Origin of the sequence: uncultured Erythrobacter sp. (assembly GCF_947499705.1) — a bacterium.
Taxonomy (GTDB): domain Bacteria; phylum Pseudomonadota; class Alphaproteobacteria; order Sphingomonadales; family Sphingomonadaceae; genus Erythrobacter.
Map to the genome: position 1 here is coordinate 915,208 of NZ_CANMPJ010000001.1, position 19,609 is coordinate 934,816.

The 19,609-nt window shown below is 58.2% G+C and carries 14 protein-coding genes; 8 read left to right on the top strand and 6 right to left on the bottom strand.

Translation table 11 applies throughout. The features are described 5' to 3' along the window. Nucleotides 1-2: 2 nt before the first annotated feature. From Q0837_RS04265 to Q0837_RS04275, 3 genes are read left to right on the top strand one after another with little or no spacing between them, the layout of a single operon-like run. Nucleotides 3-944, top strand: coding sequence for a glycosyltransferase (locus Q0837_RS04265; RefSeq protein ID WP_298465682.1), 942 nt, complete (start codon nucleotides 3-5; stop codon nucleotides 942-944). 22 nt (nucleotides 945-966) lie between these two features. After that, nucleotides 967-1,953, top strand: a complete 987-nt coding sequence (locus tag Q0837_RS04270; RefSeq protein ID WP_298465685.1) for a glycosyltransferase family 2 protein — start codon at nucleotides 967-969, stop codon at nucleotides 1,951-1,953. Further along, nucleotides 1,950-2,981: a glycosyltransferase family 4 protein gene (locus tag Q0837_RS04275; RefSeq protein WP_298465687.1), complete on the top strand. Its 1,032-nt coding sequence runs from the start codon at nucleotides 1,950-1,952 to the stop codon at nucleotides 2,979-2,981. The genes Q0837_RS04270 and Q0837_RS04275 overlap by 4 nt, the downstream gene beginning before the upstream one ends. Before the next feature lie 165 nt (nucleotides 2,982-3,146). Here Q0837_RS04275 and Q0837_RS04280 read toward each other — a convergent pair whose 3' ends face one another. The 3 genes from Q0837_RS04280 to Q0837_RS04290 are packed head-to-tail and all read right to left on the bottom strand — an operon-like array spanning nucleotide 3,147 to nucleotide 7,074. Next, on the bottom strand, nucleotides 3,147-4,442 hold the full coding sequence (locus Q0837_RS04280; protein ID WP_298465689.1) for an O-antigen ligase domain-containing protein: 1,296 nt from the start codon (nucleotides 4,440-4,442) through the stop codon (nucleotides 3,147-3,149). Further along, the gene (locus Q0837_RS04285) at nucleotides 4,397-5,830 is read right to left on the bottom strand and encodes a hypothetical protein (protein ID WP_298465692.1); all 1,434 of its coding nucleotides are present in this window, start codon (nucleotides 5,828-5,830) and stop codon (nucleotides 4,397-4,399) included. The genes Q0837_RS04280 and Q0837_RS04285 overlap by 46 nt, the downstream gene beginning before the upstream one ends. After that, nucleotides 5,827-7,074, bottom strand: coding sequence for a polysaccharide biosynthesis/export family protein (locus Q0837_RS04290; RefSeq protein WP_298465696.1), 1,248 nt, complete (start codon nucleotides 7,072-7,074; stop codon nucleotides 5,827-5,829). Before Q0837_RS04290 ends, Q0837_RS04285 begins: the two co-directional genes overlap by 4 nt. A gap of 251 nt (nucleotides 7,075-7,325) precedes the next feature. Here Q0837_RS04290 and Q0837_RS04295 point away from each other — a divergent pair, with 251 nt between their 5' ends. Both Q0837_RS04295 and Q0837_RS04300 read left to right on the top strand, forming a co-directional pair. Further along, nucleotides 7,326-7,856: a heme NO-binding domain-containing protein gene (locus tag Q0837_RS04295; protein WP_298465699.1), complete on the top strand. Its 531-nt coding sequence runs from the start codon at nucleotides 7,326-7,328 to the stop codon at nucleotides 7,854-7,856. Then, entirely contained in the window at nucleotides 7,856-9,271 is a 1,416-nt protein-coding gene (locus Q0837_RS04300) for a sigma-54 dependent transcriptional regulator (RefSeq protein ID WP_298465703.1), read from the top strand. Before Q0837_RS04295 ends, Q0837_RS04300 begins: the two co-directional genes overlap by 1 nt. Nucleotides 9,272-9,422: 151 nt before the next feature. Here Q0837_RS04300 and Q0837_RS04305 read toward each other — a convergent pair whose 3' ends face one another. The 3 genes from Q0837_RS04305 to Q0837_RS04315 form a co-directional block, all read right to left on the bottom strand. Continuing rightward, nucleotides 9,423-10,940 (bottom strand): tryptophan halogenase family protein, encoded by a 1,518-nt coding sequence (locus Q0837_RS04305; protein WP_298465706.1) that lies wholly within the window; start codon nucleotides 10,938-10,940, stop codon nucleotides 9,423-9,425. A gap of 100 nt (nucleotides 10,941-11,040) precedes the next feature. Beyond that, nucleotides 11,041-14,064 (bottom strand): TonB-dependent receptor, encoded by a 3,024-nt coding sequence (locus Q0837_RS04310; protein WP_298465709.1) that lies wholly within the window; start codon nucleotides 14,062-14,064, stop codon nucleotides 11,041-11,043. Nucleotides 14,065-14,308: 244 nt separating this feature from the next. After that, nucleotides 14,309-16,162: a DEAD/DEAH box helicase gene (locus Q0837_RS04315; RefSeq protein ID WP_298465713.1), complete on the bottom strand. Its 1,854-nt coding sequence runs from the start codon at nucleotides 16,160-16,162 to the stop codon at nucleotides 14,309-14,311. 692 nt (nucleotides 16,163-16,854) lie between these two features. Between Q0837_RS04315 and Q0837_RS04320 the strand changes: the two genes are divergently transcribed. The 3 genes from Q0837_RS04320 to Q0837_RS04330 all read left to right on the top strand — a co-directional run bounded on the left by Q0837_RS04320 (nucleotide 16,855) and on the right by Q0837_RS04330 (nucleotide 19,594). Continuing rightward, the gene (locus Q0837_RS04320) at nucleotides 16,855-17,913 is read left to right on the top strand and encodes a hypothetical protein (RefSeq protein WP_298465716.1); all 1,059 of its coding nucleotides are present in this window, start codon (nucleotides 16,855-16,857) and stop codon (nucleotides 17,911-17,913) included. A gap of 29 nt (nucleotides 17,914-17,942) precedes the next feature. Next, complete coding sequence (locus Q0837_RS04325) at nucleotides 17,943-18,431, top strand: hypothetical protein (protein ID WP_298465719.1); 489 nt, start codon at nucleotides 17,943-17,945, stop codon at nucleotides 18,429-18,431. Nucleotides 18,432-18,502: 71 nt separating this feature from the next. Then, complete coding sequence (locus Q0837_RS04330) at nucleotides 18,503-19,594, top strand: hypothetical protein (RefSeq protein ID WP_298465722.1); 1,092 nt, start codon at nucleotides 18,503-18,505, stop codon at nucleotides 19,592-19,594. Nucleotides 19,595-19,609 lie beyond the last annotated feature (15 nt).

Consider the following 19,609-nt stretch of genomic DNA (forward strand, 5'->3'; position numbering starts at 1 on the left):
CAATGTCCAACCCCACCTTTTCCGTAATTATTCCTGCCTACAACGCGGAGGCCACACTTTGCACGACAGTGGCGAGCGTTCTGAACCAGTCTGAGCGCAACATCGAAGTGATCATCATCGACGATGGATCCACCGATGGCACATTGCACGCCATGCTTGAATTGGGCTGTCGGGACATGCGGATTCGCGCCGTGTCTCAGCCGAACTCCGGCGTTTCTGCAGCACGCAATTACGGCGCCTCGCTTGCTCGCGGTCGATACCTGGCGTTTCTTGATGCTGACGATCAATGGCACCCGAACAAGCTTGAGACACATCTCAGACTTCATGAAACGAATGCCGCAACCGGAGCCAGCTTTGCAGAAGTCCAGTTCTGCTCGGCCTCTCGCGGTAGATTAGCAGCGGGGCGAAGCGTTTCGCGCGTTGCCAAAGGAATGGAGCTCGCAAAGCACAACATCGCCGATGTCGTGATCGAAAACCCGGTTTGTACGACATCAAATCTTGTCATTACGCGAGAGGCATTTGCCGCTTCGGGTGGCTTCAAGAACAGCTTGCGATACGCCGAAGATCAGGAACTGCTTGCCCGCCTTGTTAGCCGGGGAGTTTCTATCCGCGGGATTGATGTGCCCTTGGTCAAATACCGGATGAGCGAAGACGGCTTGTCATGCGACTTTGAAGAGATGCTCGCGGGGTGGCGTTCCTTCGCGAGCGAATGGCTCGAAGGCGAAGACCTGGCCCGGGCCGAGGCGACTTATTGCCGTTACCTTGCTCGTCGCGCGCTTCGAGCGGGAGCAGCCATGTCTACTGTCCGATCCTACGTACGCCGCGGATTGGCCACTGATCGCCCGGCCTTCATGGCAGCGCGCTTGCGCAGCATCCTTACCGTTTTCGGAGCGTTTGTTGGCGGCATGATGCCGGCACCAATTCGCCGCACTGTTTTCGCCTGATACTTCACCAAGGAGATCCACTATGACCAACCCAAGAATGTCTGTCGTTATGCCGATCTACAACGTTGAAGCGTTTGTCGGTGAAGCTATCCAATCGGTCCTCGATCAAAGCTTCAAGGACTTTGAACTGATCTGTGTCGATGATGGCGGACAAGATGGCTCGATGGAGATTGTACGCAGTTTCGTTGATCCGCGTATCCGCATCATTTGTCAGGAGAACAGCGGGCTCGCTGGCGCGCGCAACTCTGGCATCTATCATGCGCGGGGCGATTATATCGCTCTGCTGGATAGTGATGATGTTTGGCACCGCGACAAGTTGATGCTGCACTATGTACATCTCACCGCAAACTCGGACATCGGCGTGAGCTACGCCGGATCGCGGATGATTGATCGAGATGGGAAAGTGCTGGGCGTAGCGATGAGGCCAAAGCTGGGCCGAGTATCACCGCGTGACATCATCTGCCGCAACCCCGTCGGCAATGGCAGCGCACCTGTGCTGCGTCGCTCGGCGCTCGATTTGGCAGTCTTTTCACATCCTGAGTACGCGGGACGCGAATGTTGGTTCGATGAGAGCTTTCGGCAGTCGGAAGATATCGAGATGTGGATCAGGCTCGCTGTGAAGCACGGCGTGATCTTTGCTGGCATTGAAGGGCTGCTGACCGATTACCGCATAATTCCGGGCGCGCTTTCGGCCAACGTTGTGAAGCAGTATCTCAGCTGGACGAAGATGCTGCGCAAACTGAAGAGCTATGCACCCGAATTTGTTGAAGAGCATGGCGATGCCGCCAAGGCGTATCAGCTGCGCTATCTCGCGCGCCGTTCGATCCAACTCGGAAACTTTCAGCTTGCCCGTGATCTGCTGGCCAAAGCCATGGGCCTCAGGCCGCGTATTTTTATCGAGGAGCCTCGCAAGACTGCCATAACTGGAGCAGCAGTGATTCTTGGGACTTTGATTGGACGCGATCGGTTCACGGCTCTTTTGCGCCCATATCTGAAAAGCGCAGCATGATCAGCGTTGCACATCTGCTCGACGATTTCGGTATGGGCGGCGTAACGCGCGCTTTGACCTTGTTCGATGATCCGCGGCTATCAGCCATAGCGAATTCCAGGATTGTGCCTGTTGGACCAGAAGCAAAGTTTGCTCCATCGCTGGATGCAGACTTGATTGTCGACCATATGGCATTGTCCTGGAAGCGCCTCGCGTTCCTGGCCAGTCTGCGGCTGCGCAATCCTCGCGCGCGCATCGTGCATGTCGAGCATAGCTACACGCGGGCTTTTGAAGAGGACAATGTCGCATCGCCGCGCCGCTTTCGGAAGATGCTGCGATTAGCTTCTCTTTTGGTCGATCAATTCATTTGCGTTTCCAATGCTCAGCGAGACTGGTTGACCGAAGAGGTCGGCATTTCCGCTGCAAAGCTCCAAACGATTTACCCTTGGAGCGGGCGGTTCGAGTTGGGCGATGTACCGGCGCAAAAGCCGCGCGGGGACAGGCCACTTCGTCTGCTTGCTTACGGGCGGTTCTCGACCGTCAAAAACTTCGATGCGCTGGTGCGCGCCATGCGACCGTTTGCGGTCCAGGATGTTGAACTCACGCTGTTCGGTGACGGTCCCGATCGTGCGCTCCTTAGCCAATTGGCGGCGTCGCTAACTCACGTAAAAATTGAGGGGGCGACCAATGACATCTCAGCGCATCTGGAGGACTGTGATGCTGTGATCATTCCGTCCCGGAACGAAGCTTTCGGGCTGGTTGCAACCGAAGCGCGGCTTGCGGGGCGCGCCATAATCGTCGCTGACGTGGATGGTCTGCCCGAACAGGTTGGATCGGCTGGAATGACTACGCCGCTTAAGCATCCGGGCGATATTTCGGCCGCCATTCGTTGGGCATTGCGCGCCCCATTGGAGGTAATGGGAGAGGCGGGTCGCGGCGAAGTCGCATCGCAGCATGATGAGATAATCGAACGCTGGATCAGCGTTTTCCGGGAGGTCGAGGATCTGCGCGGCGGGGACATCTCGCCGCCTCAAACAATGGCAGCTTAAGTCTCCGAGTTGGTCCAACTCATAAGCTGCCATGGAGGCCGTCGATCCCCACAAGCGACCCGGGGGATCGGCGGCCTTTTGCTGTCCGAGCGATAGATCGGGATAGAGAGGATGTGGTGCAGATGTAGAAGGCAAGGCTCTACCGTACCTGCTGCGTAGTGTATTCTATGCGTGTTCTGCTGTCTTGGCCGCGTCAGCGATCGCCGAGTTTGCAAAGGCTGCGCCAATGATGACGAGGGCCGGCCAGTACAGATAGGCCAGGATCTCCAGATTTTCCCCGAACGAGTACAGTGACAAGACTAGCACCATCGCCAGCCCCGTCTGGGCGTCCTTGTCGTGCATTGCACGAGCTATCAGAGCGCCAAGGGTAACGATCAGAGGGATGGCGAGGGCAAAGACGCCAAGCAGGCCTTTCACAAACAACAATCCGTACCAGCTGTGATGACTGCCTATGGGCATGTATTCGACAAGGTGAGGGCCATTCTCCACGACGCCGTGGCCGAACCAGTAAGCTTCCGTTTGCCAGCGATCGACAGCGATCCTGCCAAGCGCCGCGCGTACACGGCTTGAATCGGCCCGGGCGGAGGAGAATTCGTTGATCGCCGTGTCGGCCAGATCAACCAGCATCGGCCCAAATATTCCGAGAGCAAGAACGATTGGCGCGGCGATCAACCATATCCACCAGCGATCCATCCGGGCAATTCCCCATACGAAGGGGGCAATTACAACTAGGGCGACCAGCGCCAATCGAGACTGCGAGAAGATTGCCAGTGCCAGACCGCCTGCAATTCCTGCGCTCTTCCAGCCAATGTGCGGCTCGCGCGCTGCCAGCAGCACACAGATGACCCCGATCATACCAGCGGCGGGCGACCACGGAGCGAAGAACTGCCATCGCGGTGTGCCAGCGCCGGGTTCAATTGTGTAGAGTTGGGCAGCGAAGTAATCTGGTCCGGCGCCGCCTAGGACCTTGAGCGGCGAAATCCACAGAAGCTCTGGCAGACCAATAAATGGGGCGACCAGAAAGACTGGCAGGGCAATCAAGGTGTACAGACCAAGCTTGCAGACCTCCCGGTAGATTACTTCCGGGCGCACCTTCAAAACGGCTCCCGCAAGAGGGAAGAGCGCGATGAGCGCCCAGCCTTTAGCCCAGCCTATCGTCGATTTAATCGTCTTGCCGGCTCCGAGGTCAAAGTTCGCGTGGCCCACCCACAAGATGACAAGCATGGCTGCCATTCCGCCCATCCAGACCTTGATCGCAAACGGAATCGCGGCTGGCTTTCCGGCATTGCCTGGCAAGCCATCCAGATACACGGCCAACGCAACCATCGCAGCGAGTGTCCATCCGAGTACGGGCCCTACAATGTAGAGCCCGCCGACCAGCCAAAGCGGCCAGGTCCACTCGATGCAGAGCGCAATCAGGCGTTCGGAAGGAGTTTGCGGATGATGGGCTGACGCAGCCATAGTAGCAAGAATCCGATGATGATTAGTATGGTCGCGGCAAACGCTCCGGCGATGATCAAGAGTGGTGACGGAGCTGATGTGCTGCGGGGCAGGGACGGTGCTTCCAGGGTTTGAACCAGCGGGTAAGAAGCAAACGGATCAGACTTGTTCGTATCGAGCTGAGCCAATGCAGAGCTGAACACGGCTTCGGCAACGCGAAGGTCGCGCATGAGATCGGCGAGGCGCGCGGCCTGTTCCACCTGTTCTTCGGTATCCGCGGATTGGGCGGCGATCTGCCTGCGAAGCTCTGACAATGCTGCGCCGTTCCCTGAGTGATTGCTGTCCCGCTCCGAAAGGCTTGCAAACAAGCGCTCTCGCGTGTCGGAAACTGCCAAATCTGCAAAGGCCAGAACACGTTTGCCTGAAAGGCCTGTCAGCGCGGCACCGCGCGCGGCGATATCGGCTTCGAGTGATGCGCGTTCTGCGGCGAGTTCTTCCATGGCCCCGTGTGCGTCGCCAAGTGTCCCGCTTCGCTCGCTTCGTTCGCCAGTCGCGGCGGCATACCGGCGCAGCAACTCCTGAAATTCAGGATCGGCCTTCATCTGCATCGCCCTGCGGGCCTGTGGCAGACTGATCGATAGCGTTTTGGACAGGCGTGATGCGGCCGCACCGCTTTCTGCCAAGAGAACACGCCGTTCGCGCTCATTCTGTTTCAGCTGGTCAAGCGCCGTAATACGTCCGGCGAACTGGTCGAGAGAAACAAGACCTGTTTCGCCCTGAAACGCCAGCAAAGCGGCTTGCGCGGTATCAACCTTGGCTTCGAGCTCGCCAATACGACCGGCATCGGCATCCTCGCGGGTGCGCGCTTCGTCGGTACGCAGGTTTGCCAAAGCAGCGTCGAACGCCGTCTTGAGCGCGTTCATGCGCGTCTGCGCGATCTGTGCTGTAGGCCCGCTCATTCGAACCTCGATCAGGTTCGTCTGATCGATCAGTTTGATCGAAGGCTGCGGAAAATCGCCTTCGTCTTCACCGGCAATCTGTGCGGCGTTTCGGAGCACAAGATCAGAGATAAGCAGCCGCTTGTAGTTCTCGGTCGGACTGAGCGATGGCGAGGAGAAGGCGGAAGACGTGTTGGACGACGCCTGACCGATCGATTCAAGGTTCATGCTGGCGCCGACGCCCGTTCCAGGAAGGATCAGGGTCATCCGGCTGTCGTAGCTGTCTGGCGCAAATGCGATGTAGCCGATCGCTATCATCCAGATCAGAGCCAGCGGCGCAGCCATGGCAGCAAAATACCGTTTGTAGCGGCCAACCGATGGCAGACCGTCGCGCACTGTGATCCAAAGGCGGATCAGCAAGCGCGGCGGGTTGTCGCCATGGGCTTCGGGACTGAGCGAGAAGTGCTTCACAGCACGCCGTCCAGCAGGATTGCTGGTGTCGCCGTGTTTACGGCTTGAGAGACCAGTCCGACGGCTTCGCGGAAGTTGGTCCAGCGGCTGTCGTAGCATGCGATGGCGTCACCCGGCATGAGATAGGGATTGAGCGAATCCCGGTTAGCATTGCGGACCAAGCGTTCGATATCGCGCTCGATCACGATGCTTTTGCCGTTGATCGGATTGCGCGAAATGAGGACAGCGCGCCGATCGGACTGCATGTAGCTGCCGCCAACACAGTTGGCCGCAACCAAGCCTTGGAGAAGGCGCGTTCCGTAAGGCAAGGAACCAGTCTTGTCGCCGATAGCCGCACCCGCATTGTTGTTCGCGCTACGGGTCAGGTTCGACATATAGACCCGAATTCCCGGGGCTGTGAGCGGGGTTGGGCGCACCAGATCGGCACTGAAGCAGGTTCTGCTGGGCACGATCACGCGATCACCTGTGGCGATCGCGACGTCGCGACTGGACCAGCCATGGATGAAACCGGACAAGTCGAATTCTGCAAAGGTGCCAGCGCGAACCAGATAGATGCGCTGGACATCGGCGTCGGGTCGAACACCGCCAGCCGCGCGAATTGCTCCGGCAATCGTGCGCGTCGTATTGTCGTCGCCGCTTACCGCACCTTCACGCAGGCCAATCCGACTCTCCGGCGTGCGCTCTCCGGCGCGGACTGCGCCGGGTTGGAAGACCGCACCGCTAACAGAAACCGATGCCCCGCTTGCTTCAATGAGAGCCACACGAACAGCATTCCGCAGCGGGCGGACGACGCCAGCGGCGACAAGCTGGGAACGGAGCTTGGTGGTAAGCTCGTCGAGTGACGCATTGTCTGTTTGAATTGGTGGGAGACCGCGCAAGGCAAGCGATCCGTCGCTGTCGATGACATAGGTCCCGGACAGGCGGTTGTCGTCGCCCAGAATGGAGATTTCCAATCGATCACCAGCGCCAAGCGGGGCAGTGCGGTCGAGAAAACTTGCAGGAGAGACGCGGCGGAGAGTGTCGAGTTCGCGAGGGACCTTCCAGTCGCATGTTGGTGCACCGCGACCCACGGGGGCATTGCCGATCCAGTCGCCTTGCGGTTGGCGGCTGCCTTCATATGCCACTTGGCTAGGTGCATAGACTGATGTCGCGCTGTTCGAGGGAGCAGGTCCAGCAACACAGCCTGTGGCTAATGTCGCAGAAAGCAATGCGGCCAGCTTGGCAGCTTTGTTGTACGTGGGCATCGGAGTCTCCGGTTGGTCAGGTTTGTCCCACTTGTTCCAAGGAATGTGCCAAACTGCCGAAACCGCGCAATTCTGGGGTTTGTGCAAAATGCGAGAGCCCGATTTCGCAAAAAGCATGAGTCAAATTTGCGATTTGCGAACAAATTTGCATTATGCGGCATTCAGCAGTCCATTTGAGCAACTGAAGAGCAGGAATTTCGGCACGTAGTTTGCATAGTGCGAGAGAGGGCAATTACCGGAGACGTGCGAAAATGAAGGGTATTATCTACGCGGAGCTGCTTGGCTTCCTGGATTCAAAGGGTGGACCGAGCTTTACGGAAGAGGTGCTGGCTGGCGCGGAACTGCCGCATGGCGGAGTCTTTTCGCGCGTGTCGCTGTATCCTTGGGAGCAAGCCGTGCAGGTTGTGACATCTGCGTCCCGCATCAGTGGGGCTGACGCAAACGCACTTTGCGAAGAGTTTGGCCGGTTTCTCTTCGATCGCTTCACGGTCTTGTACACCGAGATCGTCAACCGTTACCCAACTGCGGAAACGATGCTCGATCATGTTGAGGATCACATTCACGAAGAGGTGAAGGTTCTTTATCCCGACGCAGAGCCGCCAAGGGTTACGTCACGCAAAGACGGCGATGACTTCATCGTTGAATATCAATCACATCGCCCGTTCGCCTTCATCGCTTATGGTCTTGTGCAAGGATGCATGAGCCATTTTGGTGACACGCGAACGATGGAGTGGGTCAACCCTGACCCAACCGGCAAGACTGCCCATTTCAGGATACATTGATGACCAGCGCACGGGTTCTCATAATCGAAGACAGTGCTTCATTGGCACTGGGCTACGCAGCTCAGCTTGAGGATGCGGGACATGAAGTGAGCCTATGCGAAACGCTGGCAGAAGCGCGTCGCAGTCTGTTGGCAGACGCATACGACGTCGTATTGCTCGATCTTCAATTGCCGGATGGAGACGGCCTGACAATCTTTGACGCTCTTGGAGAGGCCGCTGGCAATCCGGGTGTCATCGTCGTGACGGCAGACGGATCGCTGAACCGAGCGATCTCGGCGATGCGATTGGGTGCGTATGATTTCCTTGTGAAACCGGTGTCGGGCACTCGCCTGATTACAACGGTTGCTGCTGCTGCTTTGCAAGGTGGAGGAACTACGGAGACCGTTGCCCGGGAAGAGCCGGCCAAGGAGAACACTGACACGTTCCATGGCTTCATCGGTAAATCGCCGCAAATGAAGGCGGTTTACCGCACCATTGAGAGTGTTGCAGATTCCAAGGCGACTGTCTTCGTCACAGGTGAGAGCGGAACCGGCAAGGAAGTGACGGCCGAAGCGATCCACTCTGAAAGCAAGCGCCGAACCGGACCATTCGTTGCGATCAACTGCGGGGCGATCCCGGAAAACCTGCTTGAATCGGAACTGTTCGGACACGTGAAAGGCGCGTTCACGGGCGCAGTTGAAAACCGCATTGGCGCGGCGAAGGCCGCCGATGGCGGGACGCTGTTCCTCGATGAAATCTGCGAAATGGATTTGAAGCTGCAAGTGAAGCTGCTGCGTTTCCTGCAGACTGGCATGATCCAGCGCGTAGGATCCTCGGCCGCAGAGCCCGTGAACGTTCGTATCGTTTGTGCGACAAACCGGGACCCCGAGCGTGAAGTGGCCGAAGGTCGTTTTCGCGAGGATCTCTATTACCGCCTCAACGTCATACCCATTTGGCTGCCTGCGCTCCGTGAGCGCGGAGAAGATATTGCGCTGATTGCAGGGAGCCTTTTGACGCGGATCGCAAATGAAGAAGGGCGCAAAATCGCTGGCTTCTCCAAGGCAAGCGAGACCTATTTGACCCAGCATTCCTGGCCGGGCAACGTGCGTGAATTGCAGAACGCGTTGCGCCGCGCAGTCATCACTGGAACGGGAAAGCAGGTCGACCTGATAGGGGCGCCTAGAGGAGCTCCGCGCGTTGCGATGGTGCAGGCTCCATCGGTTGCCCCGGTGCCGATCGAGAGCGGAATTACACCTGAGATCGCAACGAGTGTTCCCGCGAGTTTCGACTTCGCTGAAATGACTCTCGATCAAGTAGAGCGGTTGGCAATTGAACAAGCTATCTCGCGCACCAGCGGCAATATTGTGCAAGCGGCCAAATCGCTCGGCGTGAGCCCATCGACTATCTATCGCAAGCTTGAGCGTTGGTCAGACTAAGCGACGGGTCTACGCTACCCTATCCATTGAAATCATGACCTGCAGGTATGGCCGTCGGGCCCTGCAAGCATCGATGTAGGCGTCTTGCTTGCCAAGGTCTGCAAGGTCGCTTTTCGATCGCGCCTTCACTCATTCGCCACAGCGCGGCTCATCAGTGATGAATGAAGGCGTCTACAAACTCACCGTGTGTCGGCATGGCGCTAGTCATGCGCCCATGCTGCGATTTGATCGAGCTGAGCAGATCGCGAAGTTCTATCTCAGACATCTCATCGGCAAGCGGATGCCACGAATTCGGCACGATCCCTTGTCCCAGAAACACCTGCGACCAGCCGACTTGAGTGAAAAGCTCCTCGTCCTGGCGAGTAAAGTGCCCAGCCGCGCGAAACTGATCGATCTTCTCCGTGAGAGAGGCTGGTAGATCCATCGTGCGGCAAGCGTCCCAGAACTCCTCGCCGACACGGCCATTCGCCCAATAGTGCAGGATCAGAAAGTCCCTGATCCTTGCCCATTGCTGTGAAATCTCATGATTGAACGCATCGACAATGGCGGGATCGACATCGCGGCGCGGTAGCATCGCCATCAATCTTGCGACCGAATACTGGATCAGATGGATACTTGTGGACTCAAGTGGTTCGAGGAAACCTGCGGACAGACCGACGGCGAGGCAATTTCCGACCCAGTGCTTTCGGCGCGTGCCGGTAGTGAAGCGGATCTGCCGCGGCTCGGCATCCGGTGGACCGTCGATATTGGCCAGTAGTTGATCGCGCGCTTCTTCGTCGCTCATAAAAGCACGGCAATAGACGACGCCGTTGCCAACGCGGCTTTGCAAAGGGATGTGCCATTGCCAGCCCGCTTTGTGAGCGGTGGATGTTGTGAATGGAGAAAGCGGGCGATCCGATTGGCATGGCACCGCCTGCGCGCTGTCGCATGGAAGCCAGTGGCTCCAGTCCTGCATATCGGAGCCATCGAGCTGAGAGATGAGCAGGGCGCGAAAACCGCTGCAATCGACGAAGAAATCGCCTTCGATCGACTGCCCATCCTCTAGAGTGATGCTTCCAATCGATTGCCGCTCTCGATCCACCGCAACGTCTACAATCTTGCCTTCGATCCGCTGCACGCCCCGTTGCTCAGAGAGGCGCCGAAGGAAGGCCGCGTAGAGCGACGCGTCGAAGTGATAGGCCCAGGGCATGTTCGTGCCCTGTGCAGGCATTCCTCCGCCCGGCATCGCCATCTTACCCGCACGCGCTGCGACATCATTCAGAGCGTAATCACCGAAGGGTCCTGCCAAGCCGGCCGCTTGTGCCCGTAGCCACAGATGGTGGAACGGAATGACTCCGGTGCCTCGCCCGACCTGACCAAAAGCATGGATATAATCGCTTCCGTCTCCATTCCAGCCGACGAAACGAATGCCGAGTTTGAAAGAGCCGTTGGTCTCACGCACGAAATTGCGCTCATCGATACCCAGAGCGCGGTTGAAAGTGCGGATTTGCGGGATCGTGGCCTCGCCGACACCAACAGTTCCAATCGCATCGGATTCGATCAAGACGATCGGGATTCTCGTGACTTGCGACAGGGCCGCCGCAGCCATCCACCCGGCTGACCCACCGCCGACGATCACAATCCGGCGCAGGCGATTGCTGGAATCATCGCGGTTAAGCGCCTCAATCACTGGTGCTTCCTTCCAATCCGGCGGCTTTTGTTCCGCATCTCAGTGATGAACGAAAAAAGGGCGCCCCGAAAGACGCCCTTTCCCCTCCCGGTTGTTTGGATCAAAATCCAAGCTGGTCCGTGTTGAAGCGGAAGCCAGCAAAGAAGTACCGACCCAGCCAGCCCACAGGCGCGCTGTCGAGACCACGCGATGGAAGCTCATTGGTGAGGTTGTTCACACCGATGAAGAACCGGGCGCGTTCGTCGTCCGTCCTGAATTCGGCGCGCAGATCGTGAACGAACCGTGCGTCAAGCTCGAGGAACTCAGGGTCCGCGATATCCGGGTCGCCGGCGATCTCGTCGATTTCGAACCGCAATTGTTCGCCAACATACTGTAAACCATAGTTGATCGAGAAGTTGTCGATCGTCCACGTGATATCGGCATTGCCCACCCATTCTGGCGAGCCAATCTCACCGCGATCATCATCGACGATGCCTCCATTCGCTGGCAGGAACTCGAGCTTGTCGAGATAGCCCAGCGTACCGCGAAGATCGAACCGGCCAAGGCTGCCATCGCCGGGTTCAAAGCTGTAATTCACGGTGATGTCGGCACCGGCAGTTTCGAGGAACGCGACGTTTTGCGGTCCAAGCACAAAGCTCGATACAAACGCCGTTCCGGCGTCACGGGTGATCGCGTCGCAGAAAACGTTGTTCAGATCGGGCGAGTCGACACAGAATTCGGCAGTCTCGGTAAGTGTCGGTGTACGAACTGCATCGGTCAGCCGGATATCATACCAGTCGAACGTGATGATGAGCCCCGGTACAAATCGCGGTTGCAGGATCACACCGGCCGTCCAGGTTTCCGCAGCTTCTTCCGAGAGGTTCTGGTTGCCCGACACGATACCTTCGATGCTCGCGCTGGAGGCGATATCGCTGTCGAAATCGAAGGTCGCGAAGTCGGCTCCCAACCCGTTCACCAAAGCTTCGCAATTGGCCGTGCGGAACGACGTGCCGGCGTTGATGTTTGCCGGGCTGCAAGGATCGGTCAGGAACGAGAACGTTCCTGTACGGGGCGCAAACAGTTCGGTGATGTTCGGTGCACGAACCGATTCCGAGTAACCGCCACGGAAGCGAATATCCGGAATGGGCGCCCACTGGCCGTTGACCGACCAGGCCTCGGTGCTGCCGATCGTCGAATAGTCGGAATAGCGCGCGGCCACCGTCAATTCGAGCAGGTCGGCGAACGGCATGTCCGCAAGTATCGGGACGTTGATCTCCCCGAACACTTCCCAAACATCAAAACCGCCGGTCTCTGCGCCAAGCAGCGCCAAGTCGGCCAATACCCCGGAATTGGGATCGAAGGTCGAAACTTGGGTTGAGATCGCGTCGGGTTGGAAATCGCTGCTCTCGTCGCGATATTCAGCGCCGAATGCGTAGTTGATCGCCCCTCCCGGAAGCTCAAAAAAGTTCCCGAAATTGCCGGAAACGAAGGCGTTCACTACATGCTGTTCCAGCCTGAACACGTTGGACGTATCCGCCAGAACGAAGGCAAGCGCTTCCGGAGTGGCGACACCTTCACCAAAGATATTGAGCGGCACGCACTGGCCGGGGGTAAAAGTCTGAGGTGCCTGACCGTAGTTTCCGTTTCCGGCATCAGCGATCGCGCCGCCATCAAGGTTGACGCGGCAATCGATCACCCCGTTTGGCGTGCCTGTCAGGAACTCCCCGGCATCGACCGCATCCAGCGCAGCGAAGTAGCGATCCTCGATACGCTGGTTGGTCGATGTGAATTCCGTATCGTTGCGGCCGTAGACATAACTGACCTCGAAACGCGTATTGTCGTTTATGTCGCCTTCGAATCCGGCCACCGTGCGATACAGGTCACGCTCGAAGATCTCGTCGCGTGTCCCGAAATCGAAATTGTCGCGGTTGAACAGGATGCCGCCACGCTGATCCAGTCCTGCGTCACGGATCACCTGCGGGATGAATGGGCTGTCTTCGGAAACAAAAGTGAAGAAGTCGAAGGAAGGCTGGGCGACCGTGAAGTTGTCGGTCTTCACATACTTGCCTTCAGCGAAAAAACGAATGTCCGGCGTCAACTGATAGTTGAAGAACGCGTTGAACGAATGGTGCTCTGTCCCGGCCTGCAGATCGCCCTGATAGCTGTTTATCGGGGTGTTGCTTCCGCCCTGAGCCAAAAAGCCCGATTGCGGGAGGAACAGTCCTGGATCGTAAGGCTGGCCACCGCCGCGGAATGACGGTGAGAAACCGGAGGTGACGATTGCACCATCCGGTGAGCTGTCTGACCAACCGATCCGGTCGAGAAAAACGTTGTCCGGAATGTTGGGATCGTCCGGAATGTCATTCGGATTGCGCACCAGCGTATCTGCAGTGAATTGCCCATTCGGACGCGCCAGTGCGTCGACGCGGGCGTCTTTCCGAAATTCATAGGATAGCGCGATGTTTGCGCGGTCATCGGCGAAATTCTTACCGACGGTGGCCGAGATAAAGCTGCTTGAGGCATCGCCGAAGTCGGAAATGCCCTGCTGAGCGCGGAAGTCGACGCCTTCGAAATCGCGGCGCATGATGAAGTTGACAACGCCGGAGACGCCATCGGCACCGTAGACCGAGGACACACCACCGGTCAGAACGTCGATCCGCTCGATCAGCCCGACGGGTATGGTGTTGATGTCGACGCCGGCCTCACCGGACACGCCAGCAATGTGACGACGCCCATCGACCAGCACCAGTGTCCGTTCTGGGCCGAGGTTGCGCAAATCGAGCAGGTTGACGCCAGCTGCGCCCGTGCGCGCCTGCGAACCGGCCGCATCGAAATTGTCTTCTGAATTGAACAGGGCCGGTGTCTGAGTAAGCAGCTCGGTGACATTGGTCAGTCCGGACTGCTCAATATTCTCTGCGGTGACGGCGACAATCGGGGTAGCCGCTGCGGCTTCCGGACGCTGGATCCGAGTACCCGTTACAAGAATGACGTTACCTTGTTCGGCTTCGCCATCTTGGGTCGTTACGTCAGTTTCTTCGGTATCTTGTGCGGCTGCGCTGGTAGGCAAGGCCAAAGCCAATGCAGCGATACCGGCACTCGCAAAAAGAGCGCCTTTGTTGCGATAAAGGCGGGTAGCAGGGGTCATAGACACACTCCAAATGGATGCGCCTCCGCCGCATAAGCGGAAGGTCGCGTAGATGTATCAGTCCCTAAGTTGATCTATGCCTTCGGCGAGCCCGCTGGGCAACCAGTGTATTGGCGCTGTTGTAATATTTCGCGCCCATGTGTTGCTGTGGTGCAACATTATTACGAAGGTGGGGCGTGTCACAATCCAGTTATTTTTTTGTCATAAAATGGCCCGGTTCGCACCGTGGAAGGCTTCGCTGGCTTCAGTCCCGTTTGCTTTGGTGTGGTGGCTTGCCAGAATTCTTGTGATTGCCGGGTTTGCCGCGCTCTTTACCGCCGGGTTTTGAGCCGAATTTTCCACCCGACTTCTTCTTGAAGTTCTTGCCACCTTGCTTGCCTGATCGGTCACCTTTTGGCCCCCGTGCGGGATCGACTCTAGCACCACCAGAGCGTGCATTTTTGCTGCCAGAGTGTCCCTTTTTGCGATTGACGCGCGCCGCAACGCGCGGACCGTCTGCAGACACTTCGAAGCGAATTGCCTCTTCGTCGCTTTCAGTCCCTGCCGTTCGCTGCGTGGCGGCGGCAAACTTGTCGGCAATTGTGCGCGGGATCTGGAAGTGCGTTTCGTCAGGGCCAATGCGGATCGCGCCGATCTCGTTGCGGGTCACGTGACCACGGCGGCAAAGCAGCGGCAGGATCCAGCGCGGGTCGGCGTTCTGCTTGCGCCCGATATCCATTCGGAACCACACCGTGTCCTCGAAACCCGGGCGGTGGCGCTCTTTTTGTGCGGCACGTCGAGCCTCGGGCGTGTTGGGCATCAACTCTTCCGGTTCGGGCATCTTGGAGCGGTGTGCGTGGACCAGCATGGCGGCGAGATCAGCCGGACTGCGCTTGGCTAGCAATTGCCCGGCGACTTCGCGGTCGGCATCGCTCACTTCGACCGGCTCCATCAGCTTTTCAAGCAGGCGTTCGCGATCTTTGGACTTGATGGCCTCGCGGTCCGGCGCGTCGATCCACATTGGTTTGATCTTCGCATGACGGAGCATGGATTCGACCCGCTTGCGGCGCGGGAAGGGAACGATCAGCACGGCGGTGCCCTTTTTGCCCGCGCGCCCCGTTCGGCCAGACCGGTGCTGTAGCACCTCGGCGTCACGCGGAATTTCCACATGAATTACAAGGCTGAGCGAGGGGAGATCGATCCCGCGCGCGGCAACATCGGTGGCGACGCATACGCGGGCTCGGCGGTCGCGAAGCGCTTGCAGCGCCTGATTGCGTTCCTGCTGCGAATGCTCGCCCGACAGCGCCACGACGCTGAAGCCGCGTTCCTGTAACGTCGCATGAAGGCGGCGGACGCTTTCCCGCGTCGCGCAGAACAGGATCGCCGTCTCCGCTTCGTGAAAGCGAAGCAGGTTGACCACGGCGTTTTCCACTTCGGGCGGTGAGACCGTGACGGCCTGATAGGAAATGTCTTCGTGACTGCGACCTTTATCGACGGTGGCTATCCGCAATGCGTTGCGTTGATACCGCTGAGCCAAGGCTTCGATCGGGCGCGGCATGGTGGCGGAAAACAGCAATGTGCGGCGGTTCTCTGGCGCAGCGTCGAGGATGGCTTCGAGCTCGTCGCGAAAGCCCATATCGAGCATTTCGTCGGCCTCATCGAGCACCACGGCAGCGAGATCGGACAGGTCGAGTGCGCCGCGCTCAAGATGATCGCGCAGACGACCCGGCGTCCCGACAACGATAGTCGCGCCAGATTTTAGCACCTTTCGCTCATGCGAAGGGTTCATACCGCCAACACATGTCGCAACGCGGGCTCCGGCGAGACCGTACAGCCATTGTAGCTCGCGGCTGACCTGCAGTGCCAGTTCGCGTGTCGGGGCGATGATGAGGGCTTTGGGCTTGTAAGCATGAGCCACCAAGCCTTCTTCATTGAGCAGCTCGCTGGCCATTGCCAGTCCGAACGCGACGGTCTTGCCTGAGCCAGTCTGCGCTGAGACAACGAGGTCACGGCCCAGCGCTTCAGGTTCCAGCACAGCGGCCTGAACATCGGTAGGCTCGGAATAGTCGCGCGAGGCAAGGGCTTCCTGAAGCCGTGCGGGCAGATCGGTGAATGTCATTTTGAGCTTTCGTGGTGTGTCGCACTCGGCGACAAGGAACTGGGCGGCGCCTAAGGCCTGGGTCTCGCCAGAGAATAACCCGCAAATACCTGACTTAGAGGCAATTTCCGGATCGATCTAAAGAAGTCGTGAGACAGGGTGGGCTGGCCACAACGGCGCGGCACCGTGATTTGAGCATCGCAATAGCCCGATTGTGCAGTGCAGCGCAATTCTATTCGGTTGCTAGCGGGTCTTGCTCGGCGCTTTGCCATCAAATCGACCGGTTCTTGTTCGGCTAACAACGCCTACTTTTGGCTCCGTTTGTCGTGCGTAAGCGCATGTTTACCTTAGGCGGCGATGGGCGATTAACCGCGTTCGTCAAATGTAACATCGTGTAAAATTTGGCGGAATTCAGCTGTTTCCCCGTTCGTTCCTAACGGGTTGCTAACCATTACCGCGTATTCGCACTACGCATGAACACGCAAAATACAGTCAATCCGGCATTTGCCTTAACCGAACCGTATGGCGCCAGCCACTTCGGTAGCTCACACGCTATTTCGCAATTTGGGCTAGAAAGCTTTTGCAATTTGCGAGGCGATGAAGCGCTTTCGCAATCTCAGAACCACGGGAAGTCGAAAAACGCCGGAAATCCGGGGTTTTTGGGCTTGGCATGGGTCTTGAATGGCTTCGTTCGAACTTTCGACGAGGTCAAAATGCAAGCTCATTCAAGCTTTTTCCTGGCACCCGCGATCAGATCTGCACAGATCTCTGCAGAGGCCAAGCACGTACGCTCAAGAAGCACGTCTTGGAGCGTCTCACTGTTTGGCGCAGCGTTCGCATTGACCGCGCTCGGTGCAAACGCCGCGCATGCCGAGGGCGTGAGCGCAGGCACGCTGATCGAGAACACTGCAACCGCGACGTATGACGATGGCGGCGGTGAAAAAACGATCGATTCCAACACGGTAACGCTTCGTGTCGACGAACTTCTCGACGTAACCATCACATCGCTGGATTCCGGGCCACTGGCTGCTGTTCCTGGCGAAGCGGTGCTCACCTTTGAAATCACCAACCAGGGCAACGGCCCCGAAGCATACCAGTTGACTGCAAACCCGGTGGTCGCCGGAAACGACTTCGACACGACAGTCGATAGCATCGCGGTCGATACCAACGGCAACGGCACATATGATCCGGGCGTCGATGAAATCCTGACGGCACCGGAAACGACCGCTGTGCTGGCAGCGGATGAAACGCTGACCGTGTTCGTCATCGTCACCGTCCCCGATGGTGTGACAGATGGGCAGGAAAGCGACATTGAGCTGACCGCCGACGCCGTAACCGGTACCGGCGCGCCGGGCACGCTGTTTGCTGGCCAAGGTGTTGACGGCGGTGACGCGATTGTCGGCACAACTGGCGCTTCGGCCACGGCAACCGGCGAACTGCTGGTCGGCATTACCTCGGTCGATCTGACCAAGGCCGCCAGCATTGTCGATCCGTTCGGCGGCACCAGCGCGGTTCCGGGCGCGGTCGTTACCTTCACCATTACCGCCGATGTCGCAGGCAGTGGATCGGTCGACGATCTGATCGTCACCGACACCATTCCCGATGGCACCACTTACGCGGCCGGAACTCTCGCGCTGGACGGCAACCCGCTGACCGACGTCAGCGGCGATGACGCCGGTGAAGCATCCGATGCAAGCGGCATCAGTGTCGATCTCGGCACAGTCGCCGCCGGGTCCAGTCAAGCCATCACTTTCAACGTCACAATCGACTAAGAATTTACTCCGAGTTGAGGAATAAACCCATGAACACGCTTAAAAAAATGGTCGCAAGCCTGCTTGTTCTTTCACTTCCGATCGTTCCGGTCGCAGCGCAGGACACACCTGCCGCAAACCCGGTAACCCTGTCGGGTGATGTGAAAGCCGTGAAAACTGTCACGGATGAAGCAGGATCGGAGCGGACCGAACTGGTTGAGCCGAACAAGATCATTCCGGGTGACCGCCTGATCTTCGGCACCGACTATGCAAACAACAGCGCAGAAGCCGTGACTGACTTTGTCGTCACGAACCCGCTGCCGAGCGCCGTACGCCTCGCGCCAGACGCCGACCCGGATCTGACCGTGTCGGTTGATGGCGCTCAGAGCTGGGGCACACTCGGCGAGCTAACAATTACGGATGAAAACGGTGCCACGCGCACCGCGACCCATGCCGATGTCACCCATGTTCGCTGGACGCTCGCGTCCATCGCGCCGGGTGAGAGCGGACGGCTCGAATATCCAGCAATCATTCGCTGAACAGCGAAAGATAACCGCCAAGTCCTGTGGGCGGATTGTTTGACACGGGGCACACGCAGAGGACCACTATCATGAGACGTACCACCCAGTGGCTGGGTGCGGTAAGTGCTACGGCACTTGTCGCAATGACCAGCACACCGGCGATGGCTGTCGGCACCGATGCCGGCGATACCATCACCAACAACGTCACTGTCAGCTATGATGTTGGCGGTGTCGAACAAACCGACGTGACGGCCAGCGACACTTTCACGGTTGACCGCCGTGTGAATGTCGATGTCGAGTTCATTGGCGGCACCGTTTCGGTGTCTCCGGGACAAAACCAGGCGGAACTCGCCTTTGACGTCACCAACCTGTCGAACGACACGATCGACCTCGCCCTGACGACCGCACTGACCGGCGGCACCGCGGCCAACATCGACAATATCGAGATTTATCTCGATGCCGATGGTGACCGTACGTTGAGTGCAGCTGAACTTGCGGCAGGTCCGATCACATTCCTCGATGAAGTCGCCGAAGACGGCACTATCGAAGTGATTGTGGTGGGAGATATCGATCTTGCCGCCGTCAATGCCGACACGTTCGATGTCACGCTGACCGCAGATGCACATGCAGCTGGTGCAGTTGGCCTTGGTGCAGAACTCACCGCAACGACGGGTGCAAACACCGCCGGTGTGGACACTGTTCTGTTCGATGGCGCAGGTGACACTGATGCGGCCAACGCTGGCGACGATTCCGACACTGGTGACTTCGTTGTCGCCGGCGCTCAGGTTTCTGTCGTCAAATCGAGCGTTGTCATCAGCGATCCAGTGAACGGCACGACCAACCCGAAAGCAATTCCGGGCGCAACCGTGCAGTACTGCATTGCCGTGACCAACGCGCCTGGCGCTGCAACAGCCACCGACGTGGCTGTGGTCGATGACCTGCCATTCGACGTTACCTATCTGTCGGGCTTTGGCATCTTTGAAGATGGCACAGCAACGATCGATGATCAGGGTAACACCGATCCTACCGACGACGTCGCAACTTGCGCGCTTGACGGTACTGCTGGCGGCGCATTTGCTGCTGGCGCGGGTACTGGCGGTGAAGATCAGGTCTCTGGTGACCTGAGCGACATCCCGGCAAGCACGACACGCTCGCTCTATTTCCGCGTCACGATCAACTAAGATCTGACAAGGACT

Coding starts and splice junctions, on each gene's coding strand:
- Q0837_RS04265 (WP_298465682.1), top strand. CDS start 3: ATGTCCAACCCCACCTTTTCCGTAATTATTCCTGCCTACAACGCGGAG.
- Q0837_RS04270 (WP_298465685.1), top strand. CDS start 967: ATGACCAACCCAAGAATGTCTGTCGTTATGCCGATCTACAACGTTGAA.
- Q0837_RS04275 (WP_298465687.1), top strand. CDS start 1,950: ATGATCAGCGTTGCACATCTGCTCGACGATTTCGGTATGGGCGGCGTA.
- Q0837_RS04280 (WP_298465689.1), bottom strand. CDS start 4,442: ATGGCTGCGTCAGCCCATCATCCGCAAACTCCTTCCGAACGCCTGATT.
- Q0837_RS04290 (WP_298465696.1), bottom strand. CDS start 7,074: ATGCCCACGTACAACAAAGCTGCCAAGCTGGCCGCATTGCTTTCTGCG.
- Q0837_RS04295 (WP_298465699.1), top strand. CDS start 7,326: ATGAAGGGTATTATCTACGCGGAGCTGCTTGGCTTCCTGGATTCAAAG.
- Q0837_RS04300 (WP_298465703.1), top strand. CDS start 7,856: ATGACCAGCGCACGGGTTCTCATAATCGAAGACAGTGCTTCATTGGCA.
- Q0837_RS04310 (WP_298465709.1), bottom strand. CDS start 14,064: ATGACCCCTGCTACCCGCCTTTATCGCAACAAAGGCGCTCTTTTTGCG.
- Q0837_RS04315 (WP_298465713.1), bottom strand. CDS start 16,162: ATGACATTCACCGATCTGCCCGCACGGCTTCAGGAAGCCCTTGCCTCG.
- Q0837_RS04320 (WP_298465716.1), top strand. CDS start 16,855: ATGCAAGCTCATTCAAGCTTTTTCCTGGCACCCGCGATCAGATCTGCA.
- Q0837_RS04325 (WP_298465719.1), top strand. CDS start 17,943: ATGAACACGCTTAAAAAAATGGTCGCAAGCCTGCTTGTTCTTTCACTT.
- Q0837_RS04330 (WP_298465722.1), top strand. CDS start 18,503: ATGAGACGTACCACCCAGTGGCTGGGTGCGGTAAGTGCTACGGCACTT.